Source organism: Streptomyces sp. NPDC041713 (assembly GCF_055591085.1).
In genome coordinates this window covers 177,019-202,398 of record NZ_JBVIZY010000005.1, presented here as the reverse complement: position 1 = coordinate 202,398, position 25,380 = coordinate 177,019, and the positions used below count along the sequence as shown (strand labels likewise).

General features: G+C 72.0%; 19 protein-coding genes. 13 read left to right on the top strand and 6 right to left on the bottom strand.

Going from position 1 to position 25,380, the window contains the following annotated elements:
- Positions 1–189: 189 nt before the first annotated feature.
- The 4 genes from ACZ6CV_RS17355 to ACZ6CV_RS17340 are packed head-to-tail and all read left to right on the top strand — an operon-like array spanning position 190 to position 3,995.
- Positions 190–1,266 (top strand): energy-coupling factor ABC transporter permease, encoded by a 1,077-nt coding sequence (locus ACZ6CV_RS17355; protein ID WP_469251627.1) that lies wholly within the window; start codon positions 190–192, stop codon positions 1,264–1,266.
- A 1-nt stretch (position 1,267) separates the two neighbouring features.
- Complete coding sequence (cbiQ, locus tag ACZ6CV_RS17350) at positions 1,268–2,029, top strand: cobalt ECF transporter T component CbiQ (RefSeq protein ID WP_469251626.1); 762 nt, start codon at positions 1,268–1,270, stop codon at positions 2,027–2,029.
- Positions 2,017–2,781: an energy-coupling factor ABC transporter ATP-binding protein gene (locus ACZ6CV_RS17345; protein WP_469251625.1), complete on the top strand. Its 765-nt coding sequence runs from the start codon at positions 2,017–2,019 to the stop codon at positions 2,779–2,781. The genes cbiQ and ACZ6CV_RS17345 overlap by 13 nt, the downstream gene beginning before the upstream one ends.
- A gap of 35 nt (positions 2,782–2,816) precedes the next feature.
- Complete coding sequence (locus tag ACZ6CV_RS17340; RefSeq protein WP_469251624.1) at positions 2,817–3,995, top strand: serine hydrolase domain-containing protein; 1,179 nt, start codon at positions 2,817–2,819, stop codon at positions 3,993–3,995.
- Between the two features lie 37 nt (positions 3,996–4,032).
- Here ACZ6CV_RS17340 and ACZ6CV_RS17335 read toward each other — a convergent pair whose 3' ends face one another.
- The 5 genes from ACZ6CV_RS17335 to ACZ6CV_RS17315 all read right to left on the bottom strand — a co-directional run bounded on the left by ACZ6CV_RS17335 (position 4,033) and on the right by ACZ6CV_RS17315 (position 12,400).
- Entirely contained in the window at positions 4,033–4,884 is an 852-nt protein-coding gene (locus ACZ6CV_RS17335; RefSeq protein ID WP_469251623.1) for a DMT family transporter, read from the bottom strand.
- Positions 4,881–5,393, bottom strand: coding sequence for a YbaK/EbsC family protein (locus ACZ6CV_RS17330; RefSeq protein WP_469251622.1), 513 nt, complete (start codon positions 5,391–5,393; stop codon positions 4,881–4,883). The genes ACZ6CV_RS17335 and ACZ6CV_RS17330 overlap by 4 nt, the downstream gene beginning before the upstream one ends.
- Before the next feature lie 1,659 nt (positions 5,394–7,052).
- The gene (locus ACZ6CV_RS17325; protein ID WP_469251621.1) at positions 7,053–8,774 is read right to left on the bottom strand and encodes a penicillin-binding transpeptidase domain-containing protein; all 1,722 of its coding nucleotides are present in this window, start codon (positions 8,772–8,774) and stop codon (positions 7,053–7,055) included.
- Between the two features lie 116 nt (positions 8,775–8,890).
- Positions 8,891–10,522 (bottom strand): penicillin-binding transpeptidase domain-containing protein, encoded by a 1,632-nt coding sequence (locus tag ACZ6CV_RS17320; protein ID WP_469251620.1) that lies wholly within the window; start codon positions 10,520–10,522, stop codon positions 8,891–8,893.
- A 138-nt stretch (positions 10,523–10,660) separates the two neighbouring features.
- Positions 10,661–12,400: a dolichyl-phosphate-mannose--protein mannosyltransferase gene (locus ACZ6CV_RS17315; RefSeq protein ID WP_469251619.1), complete on the bottom strand. Its 1,740-nt coding sequence runs from the start codon at positions 12,398–12,400 to the stop codon at positions 10,661–10,663.
- A gap of 63 nt (positions 12,401–12,463) precedes the next feature.
- Here ACZ6CV_RS17315 and rsmI point away from each other — a divergent pair, with 63 nt between their 5' ends.
- The 6 genes from rsmI to ACZ6CV_RS17285 all read left to right on the top strand — a co-directional run bounded on the left by rsmI (position 12,464) and on the right by ACZ6CV_RS17285 (position 18,849).
- Complete coding sequence (gene rsmI, locus ACZ6CV_RS17310) at positions 12,464–13,360, top strand: 16S rRNA (cytidine(1402)-2'-O)-methyltransferase (RefSeq protein WP_469251618.1); 897 nt, start codon at positions 12,464–12,466, stop codon at positions 13,358–13,360.
- Positions 13,361–13,556: 196 nt separating this feature from the next.
- On the top strand, positions 13,557–14,003 hold the full coding sequence (locus tag ACZ6CV_RS17305; RefSeq protein WP_469251617.1) for a hypothetical protein: 447 nt from the start codon (positions 13,557–13,559) through the stop codon (positions 14,001–14,003).
- Positions 14,004–14,081: 78 nt separating this feature from the next.
- Positions 14,082–14,957 (top strand): TatD family hydrolase, encoded by an 876-nt coding sequence (locus ACZ6CV_RS17300; RefSeq protein WP_469251615.1) that lies wholly within the window; start codon positions 14,082–14,084, stop codon positions 14,955–14,957.
- A gap of 339 nt (positions 14,958–15,296) precedes the next feature.
- Positions 15,297–16,715 (top strand): ubiquitin-like domain-containing protein, encoded by a 1,419-nt coding sequence (locus tag ACZ6CV_RS17295; protein ID WP_469252008.1) that lies wholly within the window; start codon positions 15,297–15,299, stop codon positions 16,713–16,715.
- A 383-nt stretch (positions 16,716–17,098) separates the two neighbouring features.
- Positions 17,099–17,965, top strand: a complete 867-nt coding sequence (gene rsmA / locus ACZ6CV_RS17290) for a 16S rRNA (adenine(1518)-N(6)/adenine(1519)-N(6))-dimethyltransferase RsmA (protein ID WP_469251614.1) — start codon at positions 17,099–17,101, stop codon at positions 17,963–17,965.
- Positions 17,962–18,849, top strand: coding sequence for a 4-(cytidine 5'-diphospho)-2-C-methyl-D-erythritol kinase (locus ACZ6CV_RS17285; RefSeq protein WP_469251613.1), 888 nt, complete (start codon positions 17,962–17,964; stop codon positions 18,847–18,849). Before rsmA ends, ACZ6CV_RS17285 begins: the two co-directional genes overlap by 4 nt.
- 9 nt (positions 18,850–18,858) lie before the next feature.
- Here ACZ6CV_RS17285 and ACZ6CV_RS17280 read toward each other — a convergent pair whose 3' ends face one another.
- Entirely contained in the window at positions 18,859–19,452 is a 594-nt protein-coding gene (locus tag ACZ6CV_RS17280) for a Uma2 family endonuclease (RefSeq protein WP_469251612.1), read from the bottom strand.
- 167 nt (positions 19,453–19,619) lie between these two features.
- Between ACZ6CV_RS17280 and ACZ6CV_RS17275 the strand changes: the two genes are divergently transcribed.
- From ACZ6CV_RS17275 to ACZ6CV_RS17265, 3 genes are all read left to right on the top strand, one after another.
- The gene (locus ACZ6CV_RS17275) at positions 19,620–21,434 is read left to right on the top strand and encodes an ABC-F family ATP-binding cassette domain-containing protein (RefSeq protein ID WP_469251611.1); all 1,815 of its coding nucleotides are present in this window, start codon (positions 19,620–19,622) and stop codon (positions 21,432–21,434) included.
- A gap of 156 nt (positions 21,435–21,590) precedes the next feature.
- Complete coding sequence (locus ACZ6CV_RS17270) at positions 21,591–23,285, top strand: outer membrane protein assembly factor BamB family protein (RefSeq protein ID WP_469251610.1); 1,695 nt, start codon at positions 21,591–21,593, stop codon at positions 23,283–23,285.
- Positions 23,286–23,352: 67 nt separating this feature from the next.
- Positions 23,353–25,227, top strand: a complete 1,875-nt coding sequence (locus ACZ6CV_RS17265; protein WP_469251609.1) for an outer membrane protein assembly factor BamB family protein — start codon at positions 23,353–23,355, stop codon at positions 25,225–25,227.
- The last annotated feature ends 153 nt before the right edge of the window (positions 25,228–25,380 follow it).

Sequence of the window (25,380 nt, the reverse complement as noted above, 5' to 3'; positions counted from 1 at the left end):
CCGGTCCTGCCGGACGCGTCATCCGGGACCTTCCTCACCAATGTCCCATATGTCCGGCATATCGCTCCCGGCGAGGCGTAGCCGATTCGGGACCGCAGTGCTCTTGCAAACCGTTTGCAACAAGGCCCTATCATTGAACGGTTCACGAGCGATCTGCCCTGTCCAGGGCCCCTGCCCAGGAGCGAGCGCATGCATGTCCCCGACGGGTTCATCAATGTCCCGGTATCCGCGGCCGCCGGGGTCGTCGCGGCCGGCGCCGTGGCCGTCAGCCTCAAGGGGGCGCGGCGCGAGCTGGACGAGCGGACCGCCCCGCTCGCCGGCCTGGTCGCGGCCTTCATCTTCGCGGTGCAAATGCTGAACTTCCCGGTCGCGGCCGGGACCAGCGGACACCTCCTCGGCGGCGCGCTCGCGGCGATCCTCGTCGGGCCCTTCACCGGGGTGCTCTGCGTCTCCGTCGTCCTGCTCATGCAGGGCGTGCTCTTCGCCGACGGCGGTCTGACCGCGCTCGGCGTGAACATCTCCGACATGGCGATCGTCACCACCGTCGTCGCCTACCTCGTCTTCCGCGGCCTGGTGAAGGTGCTGCCCAGGAAGCGCCGCTCGATCACCGTGGCCTCCTTCGTCGCCGCGCTGCTCTCGGTGCCCGCCGCCGCGGTCGCCTTCACCGTGATCTACGCCCTCGGCGGCACGACCGACGTCTCCATCGGCAAGGTCGCCACCGCCATGGTCGGCGTGCACGTCCTCATCGGCATCGGCGAGGCCGCCATCACCGCGCTCACCGTCGGCGCCGTCATCGCCGTACGGCCCGACCTGGTGTACGGGGCGCGGGGCCTGACCCGGCCGCTGAAGCTGCGGGTCGGCGGCGAGCTGGTGGACGCGCCGGCCGCCTCCGCCGCCCCCGAGCCCGCGCCGGCCGCCGCCCGCTCGGCCCGCCCGGTGTGGATCGCGGGCATCGTCGCCTCCCTCGTCCTCGCGGGCTTCGTCAGCTTCTACGCCGCGACCTCCCCCGACGGCCTGGAGAAGGTCGCCCACGACAAGGGCATCGACAAGAAGGCCGAGGAGCACGCCGCCGCCGACTCCCCGCTCGCCGACTACGGCGTCAAGGACATCGCCGACGCCCGCCTCTCCGGCGGCCTGGCCGGCGTGATCGGCGTGGGCGTCACCGTCGTCGCGGGCTCGACCATCTTCTGGGCGCTGCGCCGGCGCCGTACGAGCGACACCTCGCCGGCCGCCGTGCCCGAGAGCGTCACCTCCGAGAAGGCCTGACATGGGTGCGGGTCACGCCCACCGGCTCTACCGGCACGGCCGCTCACCGGTGCACGCGCTGCCCCCGCACACCAAGCTCGCCGCGGTCTTCTGCTTCGTGATCGTCGTGGTCTCCACGCCGCGCGAGGCGATGTGGGCGTTCGGCCTGTACGCGGTGCTGCTCGGCGTCGTCGCGTACGCCGCCCGCGTCCCGGCCGGCTTCCTGCTCAAGCGGCTCCTGATCGAGATCCCGTTCGTGGCGTTCGCCGTCCTGATGCCCTTCGTCGCCCAGGGCGAACGGGTCGACGTGCTCGGCCTCTCGTTGAGCGTCAACGGCCTCTGGGGCGCCTGGAACGTCCTCGCCAAGGGCACCCTCGGCGTCGCCGCCTCGGTGCTGCTCGCCGCCACCACCGAGCTGCGCGCGCTGCTCCTCGGCCTGCAGCGGCTGCGGCTCCCCTCGCTGCTCGTCCAGATCGCCTCGTTCATGATCCGCTACGGCGACGTCATCACCGACGAGATGCGCCGCATGAAGATCGCCCGCGAGTCGCGCGGCTTCGCGGCGCGGGGCGTGCGGCAGTGGGGCGTCCTCGCCAAGTCCGCGGGCGCGCTCTTCATCCGCTCGTACGAGAGGGGCGAGCGGGTGCACCTGGCCATGGTCAGCCGCGGCTACGCGGGATCGATGCCGGTCATCGACGAGGTGACCGCCTCCCGGGGGCAGTGGACGTACGCGCTGGCCCTGCCGCTGACCGCCCTCCTCGTCTGCCTGTTGGGATGGACCCTGTGACCTCTGCACCCTCGCTCGAAGTGGCCGGCCTCGCCTTCGCCTACCCCGACGGCCACCAGGCGCTCTTCGGCGTCGACTTCGCCGTCGGGCGCGGCGAGCGCGTCGCCCTGCTCGGGCCGAACGGCGCGGGCAAGACGACCCTCGTGCTGCACCTCAACGGCATCCTGACCGGCGGCGCCGGCACGGTCACCGTGGCCGGGCTGCCGGTCGGCAAGCAGCACATGGCGGAGATCCGGCGCCGGGTCGGCATCGTGTTCCAGGACCCGGACGACCAGCTGTTCATGCCGACCGTGCGCGAGGACGTCGCCTTCGGTCCCGCGGCCGCCGGGATGCGGGGCCCGGAGCTGGAGGCGCGCGTCATGAAGGCCCTGGCGCAGGTCGGCATGGCGGAGTTCGCGGACCGGCCGCCGCACCACCTCTCCTTCGGGCAGCGGCGCAGGGTGGCGGTCGCCACGGTGCTCGCCATGGAGCCGGAGATCCTCGTCCTGGACGAGCCCTCCTCCAACCTCGACCCCGCGTCGCGGCGCGAACTGGCGGACATCCTGCGGTCGTTGGACGTGACCGTCCTCATGGTCACGCACGACCTGCCGTACGCCATGGAGCTCTGCCCCCGCGCCCTGATCCTCAGCGACGGGGTCATCGCGGCCGACGGGGCCACGGGCGACCTGCTCGCCGACGACGACCTGATGCGTGCGCATCGACTGGAACTGCCCTTCGGCTTTGATCCCAAGGTCGGTAAGGTCAGCCGGTAGGGAATCGGTGGCTGTTGTCGGGGGTTGACCTTTTCATGGGCGATTTCATACGCGGCACGGTGGCCGACGGGTACGAGGCGGTCCGGGACGCCTTCGCACGGAACTTCTCCGAGCGCGGCGAACGCGGCGCCGCCGTCTCCGTGTACCGCGACGGCCACAAGGTCGTCGACCTGTGGGGCGGCGCCAAGGACGTCGACGGGGATACCGCCGCCGGGGATGCGCCGTGGGAGTCCGGCACCGCGCAGATCGTCCGCTCGGCCACCAAGGGTGTCGCGGCCGCCGCGCTGCTCCTGCTGCACCAGCGCGGGGAGCTGGACCTGGACGCGCCGGTCGGCGCGTACTGGCGGGAGTTCAAGGCGCGCGGCAAGGAACGGGCCCTGGTCCGGCACGTCCTCGCACACCGCGCGGGCGTCCCCGCCCTGGACCGGCCGCTGACGCCCGGCGAGGCGTACGACCCCGACCTCGCCGCCGCGGTCGTCGCCGCGCAGGCCCCGTTCTGGACGCCGGGCGAGGACCACGGCTACCACGCGCACACGTACAGCTGGCTCACCGGTGAGCTGGTGCGGCGGGTGACGGGCCGGTGCGTGGGGGAGTGGATCGCCGCCGAGGTCGCGCGGCCGCTCGGTCTCGACCTGTGGGTCGGGCTGCCGGAAGCGGAGGCGGGGCGGGTCGGCCGCCTCGGCCGGATCGAGCCGCCCGAGGCGCCGGGCGGCCTGCGGGTCCGCCCCAAGCGGAACGTATCTGAGGCGTACGCGGATCCCGCCTCGCTGACCCGGCGCGCCTTCGCGGCGATCGACCCGCTGCCGGACGAGAACGACGCCGCCTACCGGGCGGCCGCGCTGCCCGCCTCCAACGGCGTCGCCACGGCGGACGGCCTCGCCCGCTTCTACGCTGCCCTCATCGGTGAAGTCGACGGCGCACGCGGGCTGTTCACACCGGAGACGGTGGCGCTGGCGCGCGGCGAGGCGTCGGCCGGCCCCGACCGCGTCCTGGTCGTCGGCACCCGCTTCGGCCTCGGTTACATGCTGCACGGCGCCGCCTCCCCGCTCCTGTCCCCCGGCTCCTTCGGCCACCCCGGCCGGGGCGGCGCGCTGGGCTTCGCGGACCCGGAGTCGGGGCTGGCCTTCGGCTACGTCACGAACGGCATGAACAAGGGGGTGACGGCAGACCCGCGGGCGCAGGCGCTGGTACGGGCGCTGCGCGCGACGGTGTGACGCCGGGGACGTCCCCGCTGCCCCCGTACGGCCTCCGCTACCCGGCGTGCAGCATCAGCCCGATCCCCGCCACCATCAGCCCCGCCGCCACCAGTCGCGGCGCCCCGAACCGTTCCTTGAAGAAGATCGCGCCGATCGCCGCCCCGACGATGATCGAGGACTCCCGGAGCGCCGAGACCGGGGCCAGGTCCGCTCTTGTCTGGGCCCACAGGACCAGGCCGTACGCCAGGACCGAGAGCGCCGCGCCGAGCAGACCCACCGCCGCGAACGGGCGCAGGCGCGGGATCAGTTCGCCGCGCCAGCGGTACGCGGCGTACAGCGGGACCGCGATGCCCTCCAGGACCATCAGCCACGCGATGTACCCCATGGAGGAGCCGGAGGCCCGTACGCCCAGGCCGTCCACCACCGTGTAGCCCGCGATCGAGACGCCCGTCGCGAGGGCCGCGCCGATGGCCGTCCAGTCGGGGCGGCGGCCCGTGCCCCGTATGCCCCACAGGGCGAGCCCGGTCAGGCCCGCGGAGGAGACCGCGACGCCCGCCGCCTGCCAGCCGTCGGGGACCTCGCCCGCGAAGAGCGCCGCGAGGACCGTGACGACGAGGGGCGCCGTGCCGCGGGCGATGGGGTAGGCCTGGCCGAAGTCGCCGAGCCGGAACGAGGTCATGAGCAGGGCGTAGTAGCCGACGTGCAGGGCCGCGGAGAGGACCAGGTAGGGCCAGGCCGCGGCGTCCGGGAGCGGGACGAAGGGGGCGAGGAGCAGCCCGATCAGCGTGCCGCCGCCGGATATGAGGGCGAAGCCGACCAGCTTGTCCGTGATGTGGTGGGCGATCGCGTTCCAGCTGGCGTGGGTGACGGCGGCGAGCAGCACCGCGGCCGCGACCAGCGGGGTCACTCGGCGGTCTCGCGCACGTCCACGAGGGTGCCGCCGGCGTGGGCGACCAGTGTCGCGGGGGCCATCGGGAAGACGGCGTACGGGGTGCCGGCCGCCGCCCACACCACGTCGTGGCCGAGGAGGGAGCGGTCGGCGAGGACGCGGGTGCGGGTGGCGTGGCCGAAGGGCGGTACGCCGCCGATCGCGTAGCCGGTGGCCTCGCGGACGACGTCCGCCCTGGCGCGGGTGACCTTCTCGGCGCCGAGCTCGCGGCGCACGAGGTCGAGGTCGACGCGCGAGGCGCCGTCCATCAGGACCAGGACCGGGACGCCGTCCGCCGCGAAGATCAGGGACTTGCAGATCTGGCTGAGCTCGCAGCCGATGGCCGCGGCGGCCTCCTGGGCGGTGCGGGTCTGCTCCGGGAAGCGGCGGACCTTGGGGATCAGGTCAGCGAGGCCCAGCTGGAGCAGGGCCTCGGCGAAGCGGGGGTGGGCGGCGGTGGTGGGTGGTGGGGTTGTGCTGTCACTCATGCCGGGCACGCTAGCGGTCTGTGTACGGGGCACGCGACCAGGTATCCGCAGAGCGGACGGGACCGACGTCTCCGTCGGCCCGGCGCCTCCGATTCCCGGCTACGGTCGGGGCTAGGTCCGGAGGTCACCCTTCGCCGGCCCGGTGCCTTCGATTCGTACCGGGGCCGCCCGGGGTTTTGCGGAGTGTGGCGGTTCCGGGCCGTGAGTAAAGGGCGCCCTTCGGGCGTCGGCTCCGCCGATTCCGCTCCGCTCCACCCTTGACTCCCGCCCCTCCACCGCGACTTGACCTTCGACCCGGACGGCCAGGGGTGAGGCGGCGGACCTCTCTGCTCGGGCCATCACCTTTCACTGCCGGGTGCGGCCCGGCCCATCGTGGGCGGAGGCCCCGGTGCGAGCTCGGCCAACCCGGCGGCATCGCCGCTCGGGCCATCAGCTCGCGCTGCCGGGTGCGGCCCGGCCCATCGTGCGCCGACGCCCCGGTGCGGGCTCGGCCAGCCGCCCGGGCCATCAGCTCTCACTGCCGGGTGCGGACCGGCCCATCTTGGCGCGGGCCGGGATCGCTGCTGGGCCTTCACGCGGCGTCGCTGCCTGGGGCATCGGCTCTCGCGGCCGGGTGCGAACGAGCCCATCGTGGGCGGGTATCGGGAACGCGGCTCGGCCAGCCACGCGGCCACCCGGCTCGGGGCATCGGCTCTCGCGGTCGGGCACCTACTTTGGGGAAGTTGCGAATTGAGGTGCCGTGCGCCCCCTCGTCAGACCGGATGCGCCCCCCGGAGACGTAAGCCTGTCCCTCTGAGGGCAGGGCCGCTTCCATCCCGTCCCTCCCCCTCGGTTACCTACTTTGGGAACGTTGCGAATCGGATCTTCGCGCGCCCCCCTGTCACGCCCCGCGTGCCGTCCGGCGGGTGGCCGGTGGGTGGGTTCTGCCTCTCCGCCGTGCCCTGTGGCCCCACTGAACTCATTCGTCCCACATACCTCGTGTGCCGTCAGATCCCGCCGGTCCCATCAACTCCCGCCGGTCCCATCAACCTCATCTCTCGCGGGGCACCCATCCGCCCCATCCCCCTTGGTGGATTGGTTGATTCCGGGGGCGCTTTTGGTGTGGCAAAGGGGGCGTGCGGCATATTCATTCGCAACTTTCCCAAAGTAGGTGCCAGACCCCCCAGAGCCCAGCCCCGTGTCCCCGGGCAGCGCCTCGAAGGTGACACCTGCCGACGATGGGCCGGTCCGCACCCGGCAGCGCGAGGTGATGACCCGAGCGGCGATGCCGCCGGGCTGGCCGAGCTCGCACCGTGGCGCCCGGCCACGATGGACCGTGCCGCACCCGGCAGCGAAGGGTGATGGCCCGAGCGGCGATGCCGGGCGGCTGGCCGAGCCCGCACCGGGGCGTCGACGCACGATGGGCCGGGCCGCACCCGGCAGCGAAACGTGATGACCCAACCCAGCCTCGTCCGTCGCCTCACCCCTGGCCGTCCGGGTCGATGGTCACGTCGCGGTGGAGGGGCGGGAGTCAAGGGTGGAGCGGAGCGGAATCGGCGGAGCCGACGCCCGAAGGGCGCCCTTTACTGCCGGCCCGGAGGCGCCACACTCCGCAAAACCCCGGGCGGCCCCGGTGACCTTCAACGTCTCCGGGCCACCGAAGACGCCGCCCGCGACCCCTCAGCCTCCGGCCAACAGCATCGCCCGTACCACCGGCCCCGCCGAGTCACCCCCATGACCGCCCTCCTGGACAACCGCCGCCGACGCCACGTCCCCCCGGTACGCCGTGAACCAACCGTTCGGCTTCTTCTGGCCGTCGACCTCCGCGGAGCCGGTCTTCGCGCCCATGTCGGAACCGAGCCCCGCCATCGGCTCGACCGCCGTGCCGGCGACCGCCGTGTAGTGCATGAGCTCCCGCAGCGACGCCGCCGTCGAGCCCGACAGGCTGCGGGAGGCGGTGGCCAGCTCGCGGTCGTCGATGTCCGGCGAGACCAGGTAGGGCTGGCGGAACCTTCCGGACTTCACCGTCGCCGCCACCGACGCCATGTTCAACGGGTTCATCCGCACCCCGCCCTGCCCGATCAGCGACGCCGCCATCTGCGCGTCGCTCTGCACCGGCACCGCGCCGTCGAAGGACGACACGCCGATCGACCAGTTGTCCCTGCCGAGCCCGAAGACCTCCTGCGCCTGCTTGGTCAGGGAGTCGTTCTCCAGCTTCTCGGCCTGGCTGATGAAGGCCGTGTTGCAGGACCGGGCGAAGCTCGCGCGGAACGTACCGCCCTTGATCTGGAACTTGTCGTCGTTCTGGAACTTCCAGCCCCCGTACGTCACGTACTTCGGGCACGGGTGCTTCTTGTCGACCCCGGCGAGCTTCTTCTCCAGGAGCAGCGACGAGGTGATGACCTTCATCGTGGAGCCGGGCGCGATCGAGCCCTGGAAGGCCGTGTTGAAGCCCGGATTGGAGTTGGCGGCCGCCAGGATCTCGCCGGTGCTCGGCTTGACCACCACAACGGACGCCCGTTGCCGCTTCGCCGTCTCGCGCTCCGCGGCCGACTGCAGCGACCCGCTGAACGTCGTCTTCAGCGTGCCCGGCGTCCCCGGAGAGAGAGTGAGCAGCGTCTTGTCGGGCAGCGCCTTCGCGTCGTCCTTCTTCTTCGTCGAGGCCGACTTCGACTTTCCGTCGCCGTCCGCCCGTACCACTCGCAGCTCGACGCCCGCCTTGCCGCCCGCCTTCTTGCCGTACTTCTCGCGCAGCCCGTCCAGCACCGTGCCCAGCGACGGGTACTTCGCCGCCGTCAGCGCGCCGCCGTCCCGGTCCACCGCCTTGATCGGCGGGTCGCCCGCCTCGCCGGTGACCAGCCGGTCGCCCTGCTTCAGCTCCGGGTGGAGGACCGAGGGCTCCCAGCCCACCAGCGTCCTGCCGTCGCTCTTGCGGCGCACGACGGTCAGCTCGGACGCGTACGACAGCGGCTTGGTCTTTCCCTCGTACGAGACCGTGGCCGCCGCCTTGAACGGCACCGTGGCCCCCGCCCGCCGGCCCGGCGTCAACCGGGGCTTCGTGAGGTGGCCGTCCTTGCGGTAGGAGGTCAGGGACGTCAGCGCCGCCGCGCGGTCGTCGGTGAGCGCCGCGGCCCGCGCCACGTCGCCCTCGGCCCACGCGGTGAGGAACGCCCGCGCGGTGGTGCGGACTTCGGCCGCCGTCGGCGGGCCCGTCGCCACCTGCTTCTCGTCGACGCTCGCACCGTCCCGGTCGGAGCCGGCGCCCCCGGAGAGCGCGAACGCGGCGGCCCCCACGCCGACCACGACCACGGCCGCCGCCCCGCCGAGCACGCCCGGGTGCACCTTCATGTTTCTGACGCCGCCGACGCCCTTGCGCTCGGCGGCGCGCCTTCGCTTGCCCACAAACCCTCCGCAGTTCCCCAGAACCCCCGGCTCCGCACCGGAAGGCCACCTTAGAGGCGTACGGGGAAGCACCCGACCACTTCGTCGTCCGCCCGGGCGACGGCCCGGCGGACCGTCTACCCTGCGCCCAGCACCGCCGCCACGATCGGGCCCGCCGCGTCACCGCCGTGCCCGCCCCGCTGCGCCATCGCGGCCGCGGCGACGTCACCCCGGTAACCGGTGAACCAACTGTCCGACTTCTCCTGCCCGTCGACCTCCGCGGAACCGGTCTTCGCGCCGATGTCGCCGCCCAGCCCCGCCATGGCCCGCGCCCCGGTGCCGCTGACCGCGGTGCGGTGCATCATCTGGCGCAGCTGCGCGACGGTGGAGGCGCGCAGGCCCCGCGCGGTGGCCAGTTCACGGTCGTCCAGGGATCGCGGCACGATCACCGGCTGGTGGAAGGCGCCCGTCATCGCCGTCGCCGTCACCGACGCCATGTTGAGCGGGTTCATCAGGACCTCGCCCTGGCCGATGGCGTTGGTCGCGCGGTCGGGGCCCGGGGAGGCCGGGACCGTGCCGTCGGTGGTGACGACGCCGGCCTTCCAGTTGTCCTGGCCGAGGCCGAAGTTGTTCTGCGCCTCCTCGGTCAGCGACTCGTCGGTGATGCCGTCCTCGTCGATGAGCTTCACGAACGCGGTGTTGCAGGAGCGCGCGAAGCTCTCCGAGAGCGTCGCGGACTCGTTCGGGGCCATGCCCTTGAGGTTGTGGATGGTCTGGCTCTGCCAGGTCGCGGTGGGCGGGCACGGCGCGGGCCCGCTCGCCTTGGTGACGCCCTTGTCGATGAGCATCGCCGCGGTGAGGATCTTCATCGTCGAGCCGGGCGCCACCTTGCCCTCGAACGCCGCGTTGAAGGCGTCGTCACGGTTGTTGGCGACCGCGAGGATCTCACCGGTGCTCGGCTTCACCGCGACCACCGACGAGTTGTCGCTGCGCAGCACCGCCCGCTCCGCCGCCTTCTGCGCCCCGGCGCTCAGCGTCGTGGGCAGCTTGCCCGGGGTGCCCTTGGTGAGGGTGAGCAGGGTGCGCGACCCGGCGTCCTGGTCCTCGTGCTGCACGTACAGCTCGATGCCCGGCTTGCCGCCCGCGCGCTCGCCGTACTTGGCGCGCAGGCTGTCCAGGATCGGGCGCAGCGAGGGGTAGTCCTTCTTGCGCAGGACGGCACCGGCCCGGTCCACCGCCTCGATGGGCGGCGCGGTGGCCTCGCCCGTCACGAGGGTGTCGCCCCGCCGCAGGGAGGGGTGGACCACCGCGGCCTGCCAGTCGACGAGCGGGCGCCCGGTGGTCTTGCCGCGGACCACGGTCAGCCGTGAGTCGTACGCGAGGGGCTTGCTCTTCCCCTTGTACGACACCGTCGCCGACACCGAGAACGGCACGCTGTCGCCGGACGCCCGCTTCGGGGTGATCTTCACCTTCGTCAGGTGCGCGTCCTCGCGGAAGCCGGTCAGGGCGGTGGCCGCGGCCGTGCTGTTGTCGGTGTACCCGGCGGCGTCCCCGGCGTTGCCGTCGGCCCACGCCGCGAGGAACTTGGCCGCCGTCTCCCGCACTTCACCGCTCGACACCGGGCCGGTCTTGACCTCGGCGGAGCCGGCTCCCCCCGAACCGCCGCCACCCGACAGGCCGTTCACCAGGTTGTACGCGCCGTACCCCGCGGTCCCCACCATCGCGGTGAAGACCCCGCCGACCAGCGCGACCTTTATTCCCTTGCGCACGATGCGCCCCCTCCCCAGGAGCCTCGCGGGAATGCATTCCGGCGAGGTCGTTCGCCTGAACCCTAAGGGGGAGGAGGTACGTACGGGACGGTCGTTATCCGACGGTGTCCAAGGTGTGCCCTACACCGATGTATCCGACTACACCCATGTATCCAGCCACATGCGCGAACGCCAGGAATCGATGGGAATCGCGGTCCCGGTGTAAATGGGCCAGAAATAGATGAAGTTCCACAGGATCAGCAGGACCAGGACGCCCGAGGCCGCCGCGCCCGCCACACGCCGCCCCTCGCCCGAACCCGGCGGCCCGAGCAGCGCGCCCACCAGCATCGCCACCGCCAGACACAGGAACGGCACGAAGACGACCGCGTAGAAGTAGAAGATGGTCCGCTCCTGGTAGAAGAACCAGGGCAGATAGCCCGCGAGCACCGCGCACAGGATCGCGCCCGCCCGCCAGTCGCGGCGGAACGCCCACCGCCACACCACGTAGACCAGCGCGAGCGCCGCCACCCACCACAGCAGCGGGGTGCCGAGCGCGAGGACCTCGCGGGCGCACTTCTCCGTGGTGTCCGAGGGGCAGCCGTCCTTGCCGGGCAGCGGCGACTCGTAGAAGTACGAGACGGGCCGGCCGTCGACGATCCAGCTCCACGGATTCGACTGGTACGTGTGCGGCGAGGACAGGCCCACATGGAAGTCGTAGACGGCGTGCTCGTAGTGCCACAGGCTGCGCACCCAGTCCGGCAGCCAGGTCCAGCTGCCGCCCTTCCCGTCCGTCACCGCCCAGTTGCGGTAGTAGCCGCCGGAGCCGTCCGTCGGCGAGAGGATCCAGCCGAGCCAGGACACGACGTACGTGACGAGCGCCACCGGCACCGTCGAGACGAACGCCGGCAGCACGTCGTGGCGCAGGACCGCACGGTAGGGCCGCACCGCGCCGGCCACCCGGCGCGCGCCCACGTCCCACAGGACCGTCAGCAGACAGAGGAAGACCATCACGTACAGGCCGTTCCACTTGGTGCCGAAGGCGAGGCCCAGGCAGAGCCCGGCCGCCCACCGCCAGGGGCGCCACCCCAGCCGCAGCGTCTGCGCGACCCGCACATCGGGCCGCACCCGGCCGTCGGCGTCCACCGGCAACGCGGCGGCGAGCCGGGCCCGCGCCTTGTCCCGGTCGATCAGGAAGCAGCCGAACGCGGCGAGCACGAAGAACATCAGGACCTGGTCGAGCAGGGCGGTGCGGCTCATCACGAAGTGCAGGCCGTCCACCGCGAGCAGCGCGCCCGCCAGACAGCCGAGGAACGTGGAGCGGAACAGCCGCCGCCCGATCCGGCAGAGCATCAGCACCGACAGCGTGCCGAGCAGCGCCGTCATGAACCGCCAGCCGAACGGATCAAAACCGAACAGCCACTCGCCGACGCCGATCACGTACTTGCCGACCGGCGGATGCACCACGTACGCCGCGTCGTGCGGGATCGCGATGTCGCCGCCCTGCCGCAGGACGTCGTCGTTGACCTTCTCCGGCCAGTTGACCTCGAAGCCGCGGTGGATGAGCGCCCAGGCGTCCTTCGCGTAATACGTCTCGTCGAATATCACGGCCTTCGGATTGCCGAGGTTCAGAAACCGGGTGATCCCGGCGACGAGCGTGATCAGCAGCGGCCCCGCCCAGCCGGACCAGCGCACCAGCCGGTCGGCGAACGGCTCGGACAGACCGAGCGCCAGCCACAGCCGGGGGCTCGGCTCCGCGTACCCGGGGACGAGACGGGCCGTGACGTCGTCTCGGGCGCGCTCCGCATGACCGAATCGGCGCAGCCGCCGCTGCCACGAGGGCTGCTGCTCCTCGGCTGCCTGGCCCTCGCGGGTGTCCGGGGAAGACGCGGTACTGGTCACCGCGCCATCGTAGGGAACCAGACTGTGCGAGTCCCGCCCCCCGGCCCCTGCGAGGATGGATCCGTGACAGGAAGCGCTGATTCCCCCGGAACCCTGGTGCTGGCAGGCACCCCCATCGGCGATGTCGCCGACGCCCCGCCGCGGCTCGCCGCCGAGCTGGCGGCGGCCGACGTCGTGGCGGCCGAGGACACCCGGCGGCTGCGCCGGCTCACCCAGGCGCTGGGGGTGCAGGTCGGCGGCCGGGTCGTGTCCTACTTCGAGGGCAACGAGGCGGCGCGCACGCCCGAGTTGGTCGAGGCGCTGGCCGGCGGCGCGCGGGTGCTGCTGGTGACCGACGCCGGCATGCCGTCGGTCTCCGACCCCGGCTACCGGCTCGTCGCCGCGGCCGTGGAGCGGGACGTACGGGTGACCGCGGTGCCCGGCCCGTCCGCCGTGCTCACGGCGCTCGCGCTCTCCGGCCTCCCGGTGGACCGGTTCTGCTTCGAGGGGTTCCTGCCGCGCAAGGCGGGCGAGCGCCTCTCCCGGCTGCGCGAGGTCGCCGAGGACCGCCGCACCCTCGTCTACTTCGAGGCCCCGCACCGCATCGACGACACGCTCGCCGCGATGGCCGAGGCGTTCGGCGAGGAGCGCAGGGCCGCGGTCTGCCGCGAGCTGACCAAGACGTACGAGGAGGTCAAGCGCGGCTCCCTGAAGGAGCTCGTGGAGTGGGCGGCCGACGGCGTACGCGGAGAGATCACCGTCGTCGTCGAGGGCGCGCCGGAGAAGAGCGGGGCGGAACTGGGCCCCGAGGAGCTGGTGCGCAGGGTGCGGGTGCGCGAGGAGGCGGGCGAGCGACGCAAGGAGGCCATCGCCGCGGTGGCCGCCGACGCGGGGCTTCCCAAACGCGAGGTCTTCGATGCCGTCGTGGCGGCAAAGAATGCGGATCGGGGCGGCCCATCGGAAGGCAAAGGACTATCGTGAAAGGCAAAGCGCGGGCCGCGCACCAGGCGTCTTTCCTATGGAAAGGCCAAAACGGCTCCAATGCTCGACAGGTCTGATGCGCTCGCTCCGGGAAAGGCGTCCACTGGTTGAAGGGGCGCACCCGTCCCCACGCTTCCGGCCCGGGTCGTCCCCGGATCCGGCAGTGCTTGTCCCTCGGGCAAGAGGAGCAGCTGGCATGAGTGACATCGCAGACACCGGCCACCCCACCACGGCGACCGACGTCGTTCACGAGTCGTACGCGTTCGCCTGCATGCGGTGCGGGCACGGCTGGGAGCAGGCGTACGAGATAGAGCACCACGTGGACGCGTCGGGCCACGCGTTCGTGACGTATCTGGCGGACGGCCTGCGCGTGCCCTCCCCGCTGACCCGGCCCACGTGCACGAACTGCGGTGGCCACGTGGTGCGGATCATGCGGGCGGGACAGGTGTCCTCGGTCCTCGACATGATGCGGCGCCAGCACGACGGCAAGCACGACGGGAAGCACGTGGGCAAGCAGGCCGGGCCCGAGGCCGACGCGGACGTGGTCGCCGCCGGGGGCGCCACCGCGGCGCGGCCCGCGTCCGACCACCACTGGCACCTCTCCGACCTGCTCCACCCGTTCCAGCACCGCAAGGCACACTGAGGCCGGGGCAGGTCACCGGGCGGGGGGCGTCGCAGGACCGGAGGCCCCGCAGGACCGGAGGCTTCGTAGGATCGAGGCATGCCTTCGAAGAACGCCGACGTCCCCCCGCCGCTGCCCGAACCGCTCCGGGTCCCGGTCGCCGACTCGCACACCCACCTCGACATGCAGTCGGGCTCGGTGGAGGAGGGCCTCGCCAAGGCCGCGTCCGTGGGCGTCACCACGGTCGTGCAGGTGGGCTGCGACGTCCGCGGCTCCCGGTGGGCGGCCGAGACCGCCGCCGCGCACGACAGCGTGCACGCGACCGTCGCCCTGCACCCCAACGAGGCGCCCCGCATCGTCCTCGGCGACCCCGACGGCTGGTCCCGGCAGGGCGCGCGCGAGGCCGGCGGCGACGCCGCGCTCGACGCGGCGCTCGCCGAGATCGACCGGCTCGCGGCGCTTCCGCAGGTGCGCGGCGTCGGCGAGACGGGCCTCGACCACTTCCGCACCGGACCGGAGGGCATGGCCGCGCAGGAGCGGTCCTTCCGCGCCCACATCGAGATCGCCAAGCGGCACGGCAAGGCGCTGGTCATCCACGATCGCGAGGCGCACGAGGATGTGCTGCGGATCCTGAAGGAGGAGGGCGCCCCCGAGCGCACCGTCTTCCACTGCTACTCCGGCGACGCCGCGATGGCCCGAGTCTGCGCGGAACACGGCTACTTCATGTCCTTCGCGGGCAACGTCACCTTCAAGAACGCCCAGGGCCTGCGGGACGCGCTGGCCGTCGCGCCGCTCGAACTCGTGCTCGTCGAGACGGACGCGCCGTTCCTCACGCCCGCGCCGTACCGCGGACGGCCCAACGCGCCGTATCTCATTCCGGTCACATTGCGCGCGATGGCCGACATACGGGGCATCGACGAGGACGCCATGGCCACGGCCGTCTCGGCGAACACGGCACGCGCGTTTGCTTACTGACCGATAACGGTACGGGGCGGCGCCGGCCGCTCCCACGGCATGGCTCAGGTTCATGCGGCGACACTGCGTAGTCGCGTTGCTTTGGAGAGTGACGGCGGCTCCGCTAGGTTCTGTCCGCCCGGTACGGAACCCTGGAGCGTCGTCGTGAGCAATGCGCGGTACGAGACGTACGAGCCGCCCTTTGAGCCGCCCTTCGAGCCATCGCCGCGTGAGTCGGCGGTCTACACGGAGCCGACGTACGCGCTGCCCACGTATGCGGTGCCGGCATACGAGGCGCCGGCGTACGGGGCGCCGACGTACGGGGCGCCGACATACGGGGCGCCGACGTACGAGGTGCCGATGTACGAGGCGCCTTGGCGCGAGGTGACGCAGCCGGGCGAGGTGTACGGGGGCGGCGGCCCGTACCAGGGCTCGGCGCCTTACGAGGCCACCCTTCTCGACGTGGGCGCCGGTGTCGACGCCGACGCGACGGTCGCCGTCACCGTCGCCGTGCCGGACGCGGATGCGGACGGGGTCACGGATGAGGCCGCTGTCGGGGGGCGGCTGCCCCGGCAGTCCGGGCGGCCCACGCCGGAGGGGCGGGCCGCGCGTCGGCGCAGGGCGGGCGGGCGTACCGTTCCCGCGGCGCCGGAGCGGGGCGAGGCACCGCGGCCGTCCGAGGCGATGCGGCCGCCCGAGGCGATGCGCAAGCTGGTGCCGCAGGCCCTCGTCGTCGCGTTCCTCGCGGGCGGCACGTCCGCGTTCGTCGCCAACGACAAGGCCGTGCAGCTCATCGTCGACGGCAAGCCCCGCACGCTGCACACCTTCGCGGACGACGTCGGTGAACTCCTCGCCGACGAGGGCGTGGACGTCGGTACGCACGACATCGTGGCGCCCGGGTCGACGACGGCGCTCGCCAGCGGCGACGAGATCGCCGTCCGGTACGGCAGACCCGTCCACCTCACCCTCGACGGGCAGCGGCGCAGGGTGTGGACCACGGCGCGGACCGTGGACGGGGCGCTGCGGCAGCTCGGGGTGCGGGCGGAGGGGGCGCAGCTGTCGGCCTCGCGCTCCCGGCGCATCGACCGGGACGGGCTCGCCCTCGACGTCCTGACCGAACGCACCGTCACGATCATGGCGGACGGGCGGGAGCGGACGATCCGCACGAACGCGGCGACCGTGCGGGACGCGGTCGCCGAGGCCGGGGTGACGCTGCGGGGCCAGGACACGACGTCGGTGGCGCCGGAGAGCTTTCCGCGCGACGGGCAGACCGTGACGGTCATGCGCATCACCGGTACGAAGGAGGTCCGTGAGGAGCCGATTCCCTTCGAGGTGGAGAAGACCGAGGACGCGACGGTGCTGCGCGGCACGGAGGTCGTGGCGCAGGCGGGGCGGCCGGGGGTGCGGCGGGTCACGTACACGGTGCGGTCCGTGAACGGCGTGAAGCAGAAGCCGCGGCGGGTGCGGACGGAAGTGGTGCGGGAGCCGCAGAAGCGGATCGTGAAGGTGGGCACGAAGCGGATGCCGTCGTCGGTGGCGGGGGCGGACGGCCTCAACTGGGGCGGCCTCGCCCACTGCGAGTCGGGCGGCCGCCCCGCGGCGGTGGACCCGTCCGGCACGTACGGCGGCCTGTACCAGTTCGACACCCGCACGTGGCAGGCACTGGGCGGCTCGGGCCGCCCCCAGGACGCGTCGGCCTCGGAACAGACGTTCCGGGCGAAGAAGCTCTACGTACAACGCGGAGCAAGCCCATGGCCCCACTGCGGCCGCCGCCTGTAGGAACCGCACCCGGCACGGGTGTCCCGGGACTGGCCCGCCGCTTCGCGGCGGATACCTCCCTCCCACCCACCCGTTCACCCCGCGACGCACGGTCGAAGTAGGAGCGGGCGGATCACCCCGCGCCGCGATGCGGGACCCGAGCCGCCCGGGTGTGCGGGGGCCCGCGTACCCCGACACGCGGCGCCCCCACCCACCCGCCCCTACTCCCACCGCACGTCGCCGGGTGAACGGGTGGGTGGGTGGGTGGGTGAACATCCGCCGCGAAGCGGCGGCCCTGCCCAACCCGCACCCAAAAGCCCGCAAGACCCCCCCCCGGGGGGAGGCCCCCCGCCCAGGGGACGGACCGCGCGAGGCCCAGGGGCCAGGCCCCGTAACCTTGTGCCGTGAGCACTGAGCACGGCGCCCTCCTCGGCCCCGCCGACATCCGCGAACTGGCCGCTGCCCTGGGCGTACGCCCGACCAAGCAGCGCGGCCAGAACTTCGTCATCGACGCCAACACGGTGCGCCGCATCGTCCGCACCGCGGAGGTCCGCCCGGACGACGTCGTCGTCGAGGTCGGCCCGGGCCTCGGGTCCCTGACCCTGGCCCTGCTGGAGACCGCCGCCCACGTCACCGCCGTGGAGATCGACGACGTGCTGGCCGGGGCGCTGCCCGCGACCGTCGAGGCACGGCTGCCCGGGAAGGCCGGTTCCTTCGGGCTCGTGCACAGCGACGCCATGCTCGTGGGGGAGCTGCCGGGCCCCGCCCCGACCGCGCTGGTCGCGAACCTCCCGTACAACGTCGCCGTACCCGTCCTGCTGCACATGCTCGACACCTTCCCGACCATCGAGCGCACGCTCGTGATGGTGCAGGCCGAGGTCGCCGACCGGCTCGCCGCCGGGCCCGGCTCGCGGGTCTACGGCGTGCCCTCCGTGAAGGCCAACTGGTACGCGGACGTCAAGCGCGCCGGGTCCATCGGGCGGAACGTCTTCTGGCCCGCACCGAACGTCGACTCCGGCCTCGTGTCGCTGGTGCGGCGCGCCGAGCCGGTGAAGACCAGCGCGTCCAAGCGCGAGGTCTTCGCCGTCGTCGACGCCGCCTTCGCGCAGCGCAGGAAGACGCTGCGGGCCGCCCTCTCGGGGTGGGCCGGCTCCGCGGCCGCCGCCGAGGCCGCCCTCGTCGCCGCCGACGTCTCGCCGCAGGCCCGCGGCGAGGCCCTCACCGTCGAGGAGTTCGCCCGCATCGCGGAGCACAAGGAGGCCGCCGCGTGAGCGTGACCGTACGGGTGCCCGCGAAGGTCAACGTCCAGCTGGCGGTGGGCGCCGCCCGCCCCGACGGCTTCCACGACCTCGCCAACGTCTTCCTCGCCGTCGGCCTCTTCGACGAGGTCACCGTCGCCCCCGCCGACGCGCTCCGGATCACCTGCGAGGGCCCCGGCGCCGACCAGGTCCCCCTGGACCGCACGAACCTCGCCGCCCGCGCCGCGGAACTGCTCGCCGCGCGGCACGGCGTCGAGCCCGCCGTGCACCTGCACATCAAGAAGGACATCCCCGTCGCGGGCGGCATGGCCGGCGGCAGCGCGGACGGCGCGGGCGCCCTCGTGGCCTGCGACGCGCTGTGGGGGACCGAGGCGTCCCGGGACGAACTGCTCGACATCTGCGCCGAGTTGGGCAGCGACGTGCCGTTCAGCCTGGTCGGCGGCGCCGCGCTCGGCACCGGCCGTGGCGAGAAGCTGACCCCGCTGGAGGTCGGCGGCACCTTCCACTGGGTCTTCGCCGTCGCCGACGGCGGGCTCTCCACGCCCGCCGTGTACCGCGAGTTCGACCGGCTCACCCCCTCCGCGCCCGCGCCCGAGGCGTCCCCCGCGCTGCTCGACGCGCTGCGCACCGGCGACGCGGAGGCGCTCGCCGCGAGCGTCACCAACGACCTGCAGCCCGCCGCGCTCTCCCTCTTCCCGCAGCTGCGCGACACCCTCGCGGCCGGTACGGCGGCGGGCGCCCTGGCCGCGCTGGTCTCCGGCTCGGGACCGACCACCGCGTACCTCACCGCCGACGCCGCCGCCGCCCACAAGGTGGCCGACGCCCTGACGACGTCCGGCACGTGCCGCACCGCCCGCGTCGCCGAGTCCCCGGTACCGGGAGCGGCCCTGCTCTGAGCGCCCGGGTCAGAGCAGGTCGATGGCGGTGAGGTCGATGTCGATGTCGTAGGGCTTGCCGACCTTGATCTGGTCGCGGTGGATGCCCACGTGCACGTACGCGTTGGTCACCTGGTCGAGTTCGTAGACATGGATGACGGGCCTGCGGCCGGACCCGCTCTGTTCGACGCGCCAGAAGTTCGGGATCCCGGCAGCGGCGTACTTCTGGGGCTTGGTCGTGCGGTCCCGGGATTCCGATTCGGGGGACACGACCTCGACGGCCAGAAGCACGTCTTTCACCGGGAAGCGGCTCAGCCGGTCATCGGTGATCGCGGACGCTCGGACGACGCTGAGATCGGGTTCAGGGGCGTTGCGCTCGTCGATCACCACGTTCATCTCGCGCACGACCTTCAGCTCCGACGGCAGAGTCTGCTCCAGACCGCGTTCCAGGAGCTTGATCGACAGGAGATGAAGGTAGCTCTGCGGACTCACGAAGATCAGGCTCCCGTCGATCAATTCCGTGTGCGGCGGGAGCTCGGGCAGCGTGAACAGGTCGTCCACGGTGTAGCCCGTCGGCGGCGGCACCGGCCAGCGCCCGTGCTGACCAACGGACTCGGCGGTCATGGTTCCTCCCATGGACGGGATTCTTCGGCCTGTACTCCCACGGTATCCGCCGCTTCCCGACCCGTCATCACAAAGAGTGAGCGACCCCGTACCCCGGAGCGGGCCGGAGCCCGTCCCCGCGGGCGACTACGCTGGAGGATCGATCGATCCCCCCTGTCAGGAGAGAAATGGCCGTCAATCTCGTCAATGTCGAGGCTGTCAGCAAGGTGTACGGCACCCGTGCCCTGCTCGACGGCGTCTCACTCGGCGTGTCCGAGGGCGACCGGATCGGCGTGGTGGGGCGCAACGGCGACGGGAAGACCACCCTGATCCGGCTGCTCGCCAAGCTGGAGGAGGCGGACACCGGGCGCGTCACGCACAACGGCGGGCTGCGGCTCGGCGTGCTGACGCAGCACGACTCCCTGGACCCGGCCGCCACCGTCCGGCACGAGGTCATCGGCGACCTCGCCGACCACGAGTGGGCGGGCAGCGCCAAGATCAGGGACGTGCTGACCGGGCTGTTCGGCGGGCTCGACCTGCCGGGGTTCCCGCAGGGGCTCGACACCGTCATCGGCCCGCTCTCCGGCGGCGAGCGGCGCCGCATCGCGCTGGCCAAGCTGCTCATCGCCGAGCAGGACCTGATCGTGCTCGACGAGCCGACCAACCACCTCGACGTCGAGGGCATCGCGTGGCTGGCCCAGCATCTGCGCACGCGCCGCTCGGCGCTCGTCTGCGTGACGCACGACCGCTGGTTCCTGGACCAGGTGTGCACCCGCATGTGGGACGTGCAGCGCGGTTCCGTCTTCGAGTACGAGGGCGGGTACTCCGACTACGTGTTCGCGCGCGCGGAGCGTGAGCGCATCGCCGCCACCGAGGAGACCAAGCGGCAGAACCTGATGCGCAAGGAGCTGGCGTGGCTGCGGCGCGGCGCCCCGGCCCGCACCAGCAAGCCGAAGTTCCGCATCGAGGCGGCCAACGAGCTGATCGCCGACGTGCCGCCGCCGCGGGACACCAGCGAGCTGATGAAGTTCGCGACGACGCGGCTCGGCAAGACCGTCTTCGACCTGGAGGACGTGTCCGTCCAGGCCGGCCCGAAGCTGCTGCTCGAGCACCTGACCTGGCAGCTCGGTCCGGGCGACCGGATCGGCCTGGTCGGGGTGAACGGCGCGGGCAAGACCTCGCTGCTGCGCGCCATGGCGGACGCCGCCCGCAGCGACGGCGACGTTCAGCCCGCGGGCGGCAAGGTCGTCGTCGGCAGGACGGTGAAGCTGGCCTATCTGTCGCAGGAGGTCGCCGAGCTGAAGCCGACGCTGCGGGTGCTCGAAGCCGTGCAGCAGGTGCGCGAGCGGGTCGACCTCGGCAAGGGCCGGGAGATGACCGCGGGCCAGCTCTGCGAGACCTTCGGGTTCAACAAGGAGAAGCAGTGGACGCCGGTCGGCGACCTCTCCGGCGGCGAGCGGCGCAGGCTGCAGCTGCTGCGGCTGCTGATGGACGAGCCCAACGTCCTCTTCCTGGACGAGCCCACCAACGACCTGGACATCGAGACCCTGACGCAGCTGGAGGACGTGCTCGACGGCTGGCCCGGCTCCATGGTCGTCATCTCCCACGACCGGTTCTTCGTCGAGCGGACGACGGACAAGGTGTTCGCGCTGCTCGGCGACGCCACCATGCGGATGCTGCCGCGCGGCATCGACGAGTACCTGGAGCGCAGGCAGCGGATGGCGCAGACGGCCGCGCCCGCCCCGGCGCAGGCGGCGCCCGCGGCGTCCGCCGCGGTGAAGACCGTGTCGGCCGCCGAGGCCCGCGCCGCCAAGAAGGAACTGCAGAAGATCGAGCGGCAGCTGGACAAGGTCTCCGACAAGGAGGCCAAGCTGCACACGCAAATCGCCGATAACGCCACGGACTTCGAGAAGGTGGCCAAACTGGACGCCGAGCTCCGTGAACTGATCGGTGAGCGCGAGGAGTTGGAAATGCGCTGGCTGGAGCTTGCGGAGGACGCGTAGAGCTCCCGTGGAGCTCCCATAACGGAGGCGTCACGGGCCGGTTCTCCCTTGGGAACAGGGACAGGACCGGCCCCGTGTGATAGGGCGCCAGGGTGATAGAAAGGCTGCCCTCAGCACCATTTGGCGTGCCGAAAATCAGTGAAGGGGGAAGCGCTGATGTCTCAGCCGCCCAACCAGCCGCCGCCCGGCGGCTTCGGAGCTCCGCAGGATCCACCGCAGCCGCAGCCCGGCTACGGCTACCCGCAGAATCCGCCGCCCACCACCCCGCCGCCCGCGGGCCCGTACAACCAGCCGACGCAGCCGGCCCAGCCGGGGCCCTACGCCGCCCAGCCGCAGTACGGATACCCGCAGCAGCCGCCCACCCAGCCGCAGTTCCCGGCCGGGCCCGGCATGCCGCCCGGACCCGGCACGCCGCCCGGCGACGGCAAGAAGCGCAACAAGCTCGTGCTGGTCGTCGCCGCGGCCGTGGCCGCGCTGCTCGTCGCGGGCGGTGTCACCTACGCCGTCGTCGGCGGTGACGACGACAGCGGCGGCGGCAAGAAGTCCCAGGCCAAGAACAAGGACCCCGAGCCGCACGCGTCCGCCCCGGTCAACCCGGGCAACGGCAGCGGCGACGGCCACGAGGGCAAGGAGGACCTCAACGCGGGTCGCCAGGCCGGCGAGGCGAAGGTCCTCTGGTACAAGGAGGCGCCGAAGGTCCCCGGTTCCGGCGGCGACGCCCCCGGCATGTGGATCGACGGCGACATCGTGGTGAAGGCCGCGTACAAGCAGCTCCTCGCGTACAACGTGAAGACCGGCAAGATCGCCTGGGACGCCATCACGTTCCCGGAGAAGATCTGCGCCGCGACCCAGTCGGCCACCGACGACAAGAAGATCGTCGTGGCGTACAAGGAGGGCTCGCAGTCCGGCGCCGAGTGCAACCAGCTCCAGGTCGTCGACCTGAAGACCGGTGACAAGGGCTGGGGCAAGCCGGTCAAGAACCAGGGCCTGTTCGACTCCTCGCTCTCCAGCCAGCTGGCGCTCGTCGGCGACGTGCTGATGGTCGGCCGCGAACAGTCCGGCACGGCGCTGCGGATGAGCGACGGCAAGCAGCTCTACATCGCGAAGAAGAAGGACGAGGGCACCTGCTTCCCCAACGGGTTCGCGGGCGGCGAGAAGCTCCTCATGGCGCTGTCGTGCGGGGCGAGCACCCCCACCCAGCACGAGGAGCTGCAGCAGCTCGACCCGAAGACCGGCAAGGCCCTGTGGACCAAGAAGTTCCCCAAGGGCTGGCGCATCGAGAAGCTCTACTCGGTGAGCCCGACGGTCGTGTACCTCAAGAACGAGGACAAGGACCGGTCGAACATCACGGTCCTGAAGGCGAACAGCGACGCGACACGCTCGCAGGTCGTCTCCAAGGACAAGTTCGCCCCGGAGTGCGGTTACTCGTTCCTCGACGGTGAGCTGAACGGCTGCCTGGGCGCGGTGGCCGACAACTCGTACCTCTACCTGCCGACCGAGGCCAAGAGCGGCGCGAACGACATCGTCGCGATCAGCCTGGCCACCGGCAAGGAGGCCTGGCGCGTCAAGTCGCCGCTGGACGAGGCGATGGTCCCGATGAAGACCGAGGACGGCGCGCTGATCGCGTACGTCAAGCCGTCGTACGACGCCGGCGGCCGCGTCGTCTCCATCAAGATCTCCGGCTCGCACAAGCCCGAGACCCTTCTGCAGCACCCGCAGGGCACGTCGAAGATCGAGAGCGGCTTCTACTCGAAGGACATCGACTACGTGGACGGGCGCTTCTACATCTCCACCACCAACATCATGAGCACCTCCGGCCAGGCGAAGCTGATGCTCGCCTACGGCAAGTGATCCGCTCCGCCCCCGCTCGCGTCAGCCCCCTCTCGACCGCTCCCGTCCCCAAGGAACAGACGACGTCATGACTCAGCCTCCCCAGCCCCCGAACCAGCCCCCGCAGGGCGGCTTCGGCGCCCCGCAGGACCCTCCGCCCGGAGGCTTCGGCAAGGCCCCCGGCCCCGGCTACGGCTACCCGCAGACCCCTCAGCCGCCGCAGGCCCCGCCGCCCGCGGCTCCGCCCGCCGCCCCGCCGGCGCCCCCGGCACCTCCGGCGCAGCCGACGGGCCAGCCGACGGGCCAGCCGACGGGCCAGCCCAACTACGGCTACCCGCAGGCGCCCCCGGCCCCCCAGCCGCCGGCGCCCCCGCAGAGCTACGCCTACCCGACCCAGCCCGCCCAGCCGCAGGTCCAGCAGGGCTACCCGCAGTATCAGCAGGGCTACCAGCAGGGTTACCAGCAGCCGCCCACCATGCCGACCCCGCCGCAGCCCGGCGACGGCGGCTCCGGCGGCGGCAAGAAGATCAGCGGCCAGACGGCGATCATCATCGCGGCGGTCGTCGCGATCGCGCTGATCGTCGGCGGCGGCGTCTTCTACGCCTCGACGAAGGACGACGACCCCAAGAAGCCCACCGCGCAGGGCGAGAAGGGCAAGGGCGGCAAGGACGGCAAGGGCGGCGGCGGGCTGCCCGGCCAGGGCTCGGCCAAGGAGAAGGCCCCGGCCAGCACCTCGGCCAAGGTGGTCATGCAGCTGCCCCAGCCGAAGATCCCCAAGGACCAGATCTGGAACGCCACCGGCTCGGTGCTGACCGACGACGTCTACGCCAAGGCGGGCATCAACGAGCTGAACGGCTACGACCCGGACACCGGCGAGAAGAAGTGGACCATCCCGCTCTCCGGCATGGCCTGCGCGATGTCGCCCGAGGTCACCGACGACGGCATCGCCGCGATCGTCACCGAAGAGGCCAAGCGGAACAAGAAGGGCGACTACGAGCAGTGCAGCAACGTCTCCGCGGTCGACCTGAAGTCCGGTAAGAAGCTCTGGACCGAGTCCGCCGAGACCAACGGCATGAAGGCGACGTTCAAGGAAGTCACCATCTCGGGCACCACCATCGCCGCGGGCGCCGGCACCTCCAGCGGCGGCGCCGCCTGGGACGTCAAGGGCAAGAGCCTGTGGAAGCCCAAGGTCGGCAAGTGCGAGGACGTCGGCTACGCGGGCGGCGACCAGCTCGTCGCGGTCCGCAAGTGCGGCACGTACGGCGACGAGACGCTGAAGGTCCAGCTGCTCGACCCGAAGACGGGCAGCGAGAAGTGGACGTACCCGATCGCGCCCGGCGTCGACAACGCGAAGATCATCTCGACCAACCCGGTCGTCTTCGGCCAGGACACCACCGAGATCACCGCGTCCGGCGTGACCGACGTCTTCTCCCTCGACGAGCACGGCAAGCTGCGCACGAAGATCGCGCTGGAGGACGGCAAGTACGACCACGACTGCGGCGTCAACATGGTCAACGACTGCCGGGCGATCGCCGTCGGCAACGACCGCCTCTACGTCCCGACGCAGCAGCACGACGGCAGCGGTGAGAGCTACAACCGGACCAACGAGATCGTCTCCTTCTCGCTGGCCACCGGCAAGCCGACCAGCGACCGCGTCGTCGCGGGCGAGAACGGCGAGATCTTCCCGGTCCGCATGGACGGCGGCAACGTCATCGCGTACAAGACGCACAGCTACCAGAAGGGCGCCCAGATCGTCTCGCTCGACGGCAAGACGATGAAGGAGACCAAGCTCCTGGAGACCCCGGGCACCCAGACGGTCACCGACGCGATCAGCGGCATGGTGCCGAAGTCCAACGAACTCCTCTACGGCAACGGCCACTTGTTCCTCGGCAAGAAGCTGCTGAGCAAGCCCTTCTCGAAGGACGAGAAGGAGTACATGGCGCTCGGCTTCGTCGCGAAGTAGCAGAAGCAGCAGGCGACAGCGGGTTCACACACGGCGGCGGGGGGGGGCCCCCCCCCCAACGAGGGGGGAGGCGCGACCCCGCGTGCCCCCCCGTCATTCCTTTCCCCCCCCACACGAAGGAAGCTCCGGTTTCCCCTTAGGGTCCTTTCTTGT

Excerpts from the sequence above, each read along its gene's own strand:
- ACZ6CV_RS17340 (WP_469251624.1), top strand. The coding sequence starts at position 2,817 with ATGGGCGATTTCATACGCGGCACGGTGGCCGACGGGTACGAGGCGGTC.
- ACZ6CV_RS17265 (WP_469251609.1), top strand. The coding sequence starts at position 23,353 with ATGACTCAGCCTCCCCAGCCCCCGAACCAGCCCCCGCAGGGCGGCTTC.
- ACZ6CV_RS17270 (WP_469251610.1), top strand. The coding sequence starts at position 21,591 with ATGTCTCAGCCGCCCAACCAGCCGCCGCCCGGCGGCTTCGGAGCTCCG.
- ACZ6CV_RS17275 (WP_469251611.1), top strand. The coding sequence starts at position 19,620 with ATGGCCGTCAATCTCGTCAATGTCGAGGCTGTCAGCAAGGTGTACGGC.
- cbiQ (WP_469251626.1), top strand. The coding sequence starts at position 1,268 with ATGGGTGCGGGTCACGCCCACCGGCTCTACCGGCACGGCCGCTCACCG.
- ACZ6CV_RS17300 (WP_469251615.1), top strand. The coding sequence starts at position 14,082 with ATGCCTTCGAAGAACGCCGACGTCCCCCCGCCGCTGCCCGAACCGCTC.
- ACZ6CV_RS17305 (WP_469251617.1), top strand. The coding sequence starts at position 13,557 with ATGAGTGACATCGCAGACACCGGCCACCCCACCACGGCGACCGACGTC.
- ACZ6CV_RS17295 (WP_469252008.1), top strand. The coding sequence starts at position 15,297 with ATGTACGAGGCGCCTTGGCGCGAGGTGACGCAGCCGGGCGAGGTGTAC.
- ACZ6CV_RS17280 (WP_469251612.1), bottom strand. The coding sequence starts at position 19,452 with ATGACCGCCGAGTCCGTTGGTCAGCACGGGCGCTGGCCGGTGCCGCCG.
- ACZ6CV_RS17355 (WP_469251627.1), top strand. The coding sequence starts at position 190 with ATGCATGTCCCCGACGGGTTCATCAATGTCCCGGTATCCGCGGCCGCC.
- ACZ6CV_RS17345 (WP_469251625.1), top strand. The coding sequence starts at position 2,017 with ATGGACCCTGTGACCTCTGCACCCTCGCTCGAAGTGGCCGGCCTCGCC.
- ACZ6CV_RS17330 (WP_469251622.1), bottom strand. The coding sequence starts at position 5,393 with ATGAGTGACAGCACAACCCCACCACCCACCACCGCCGCCCACCCCCGC.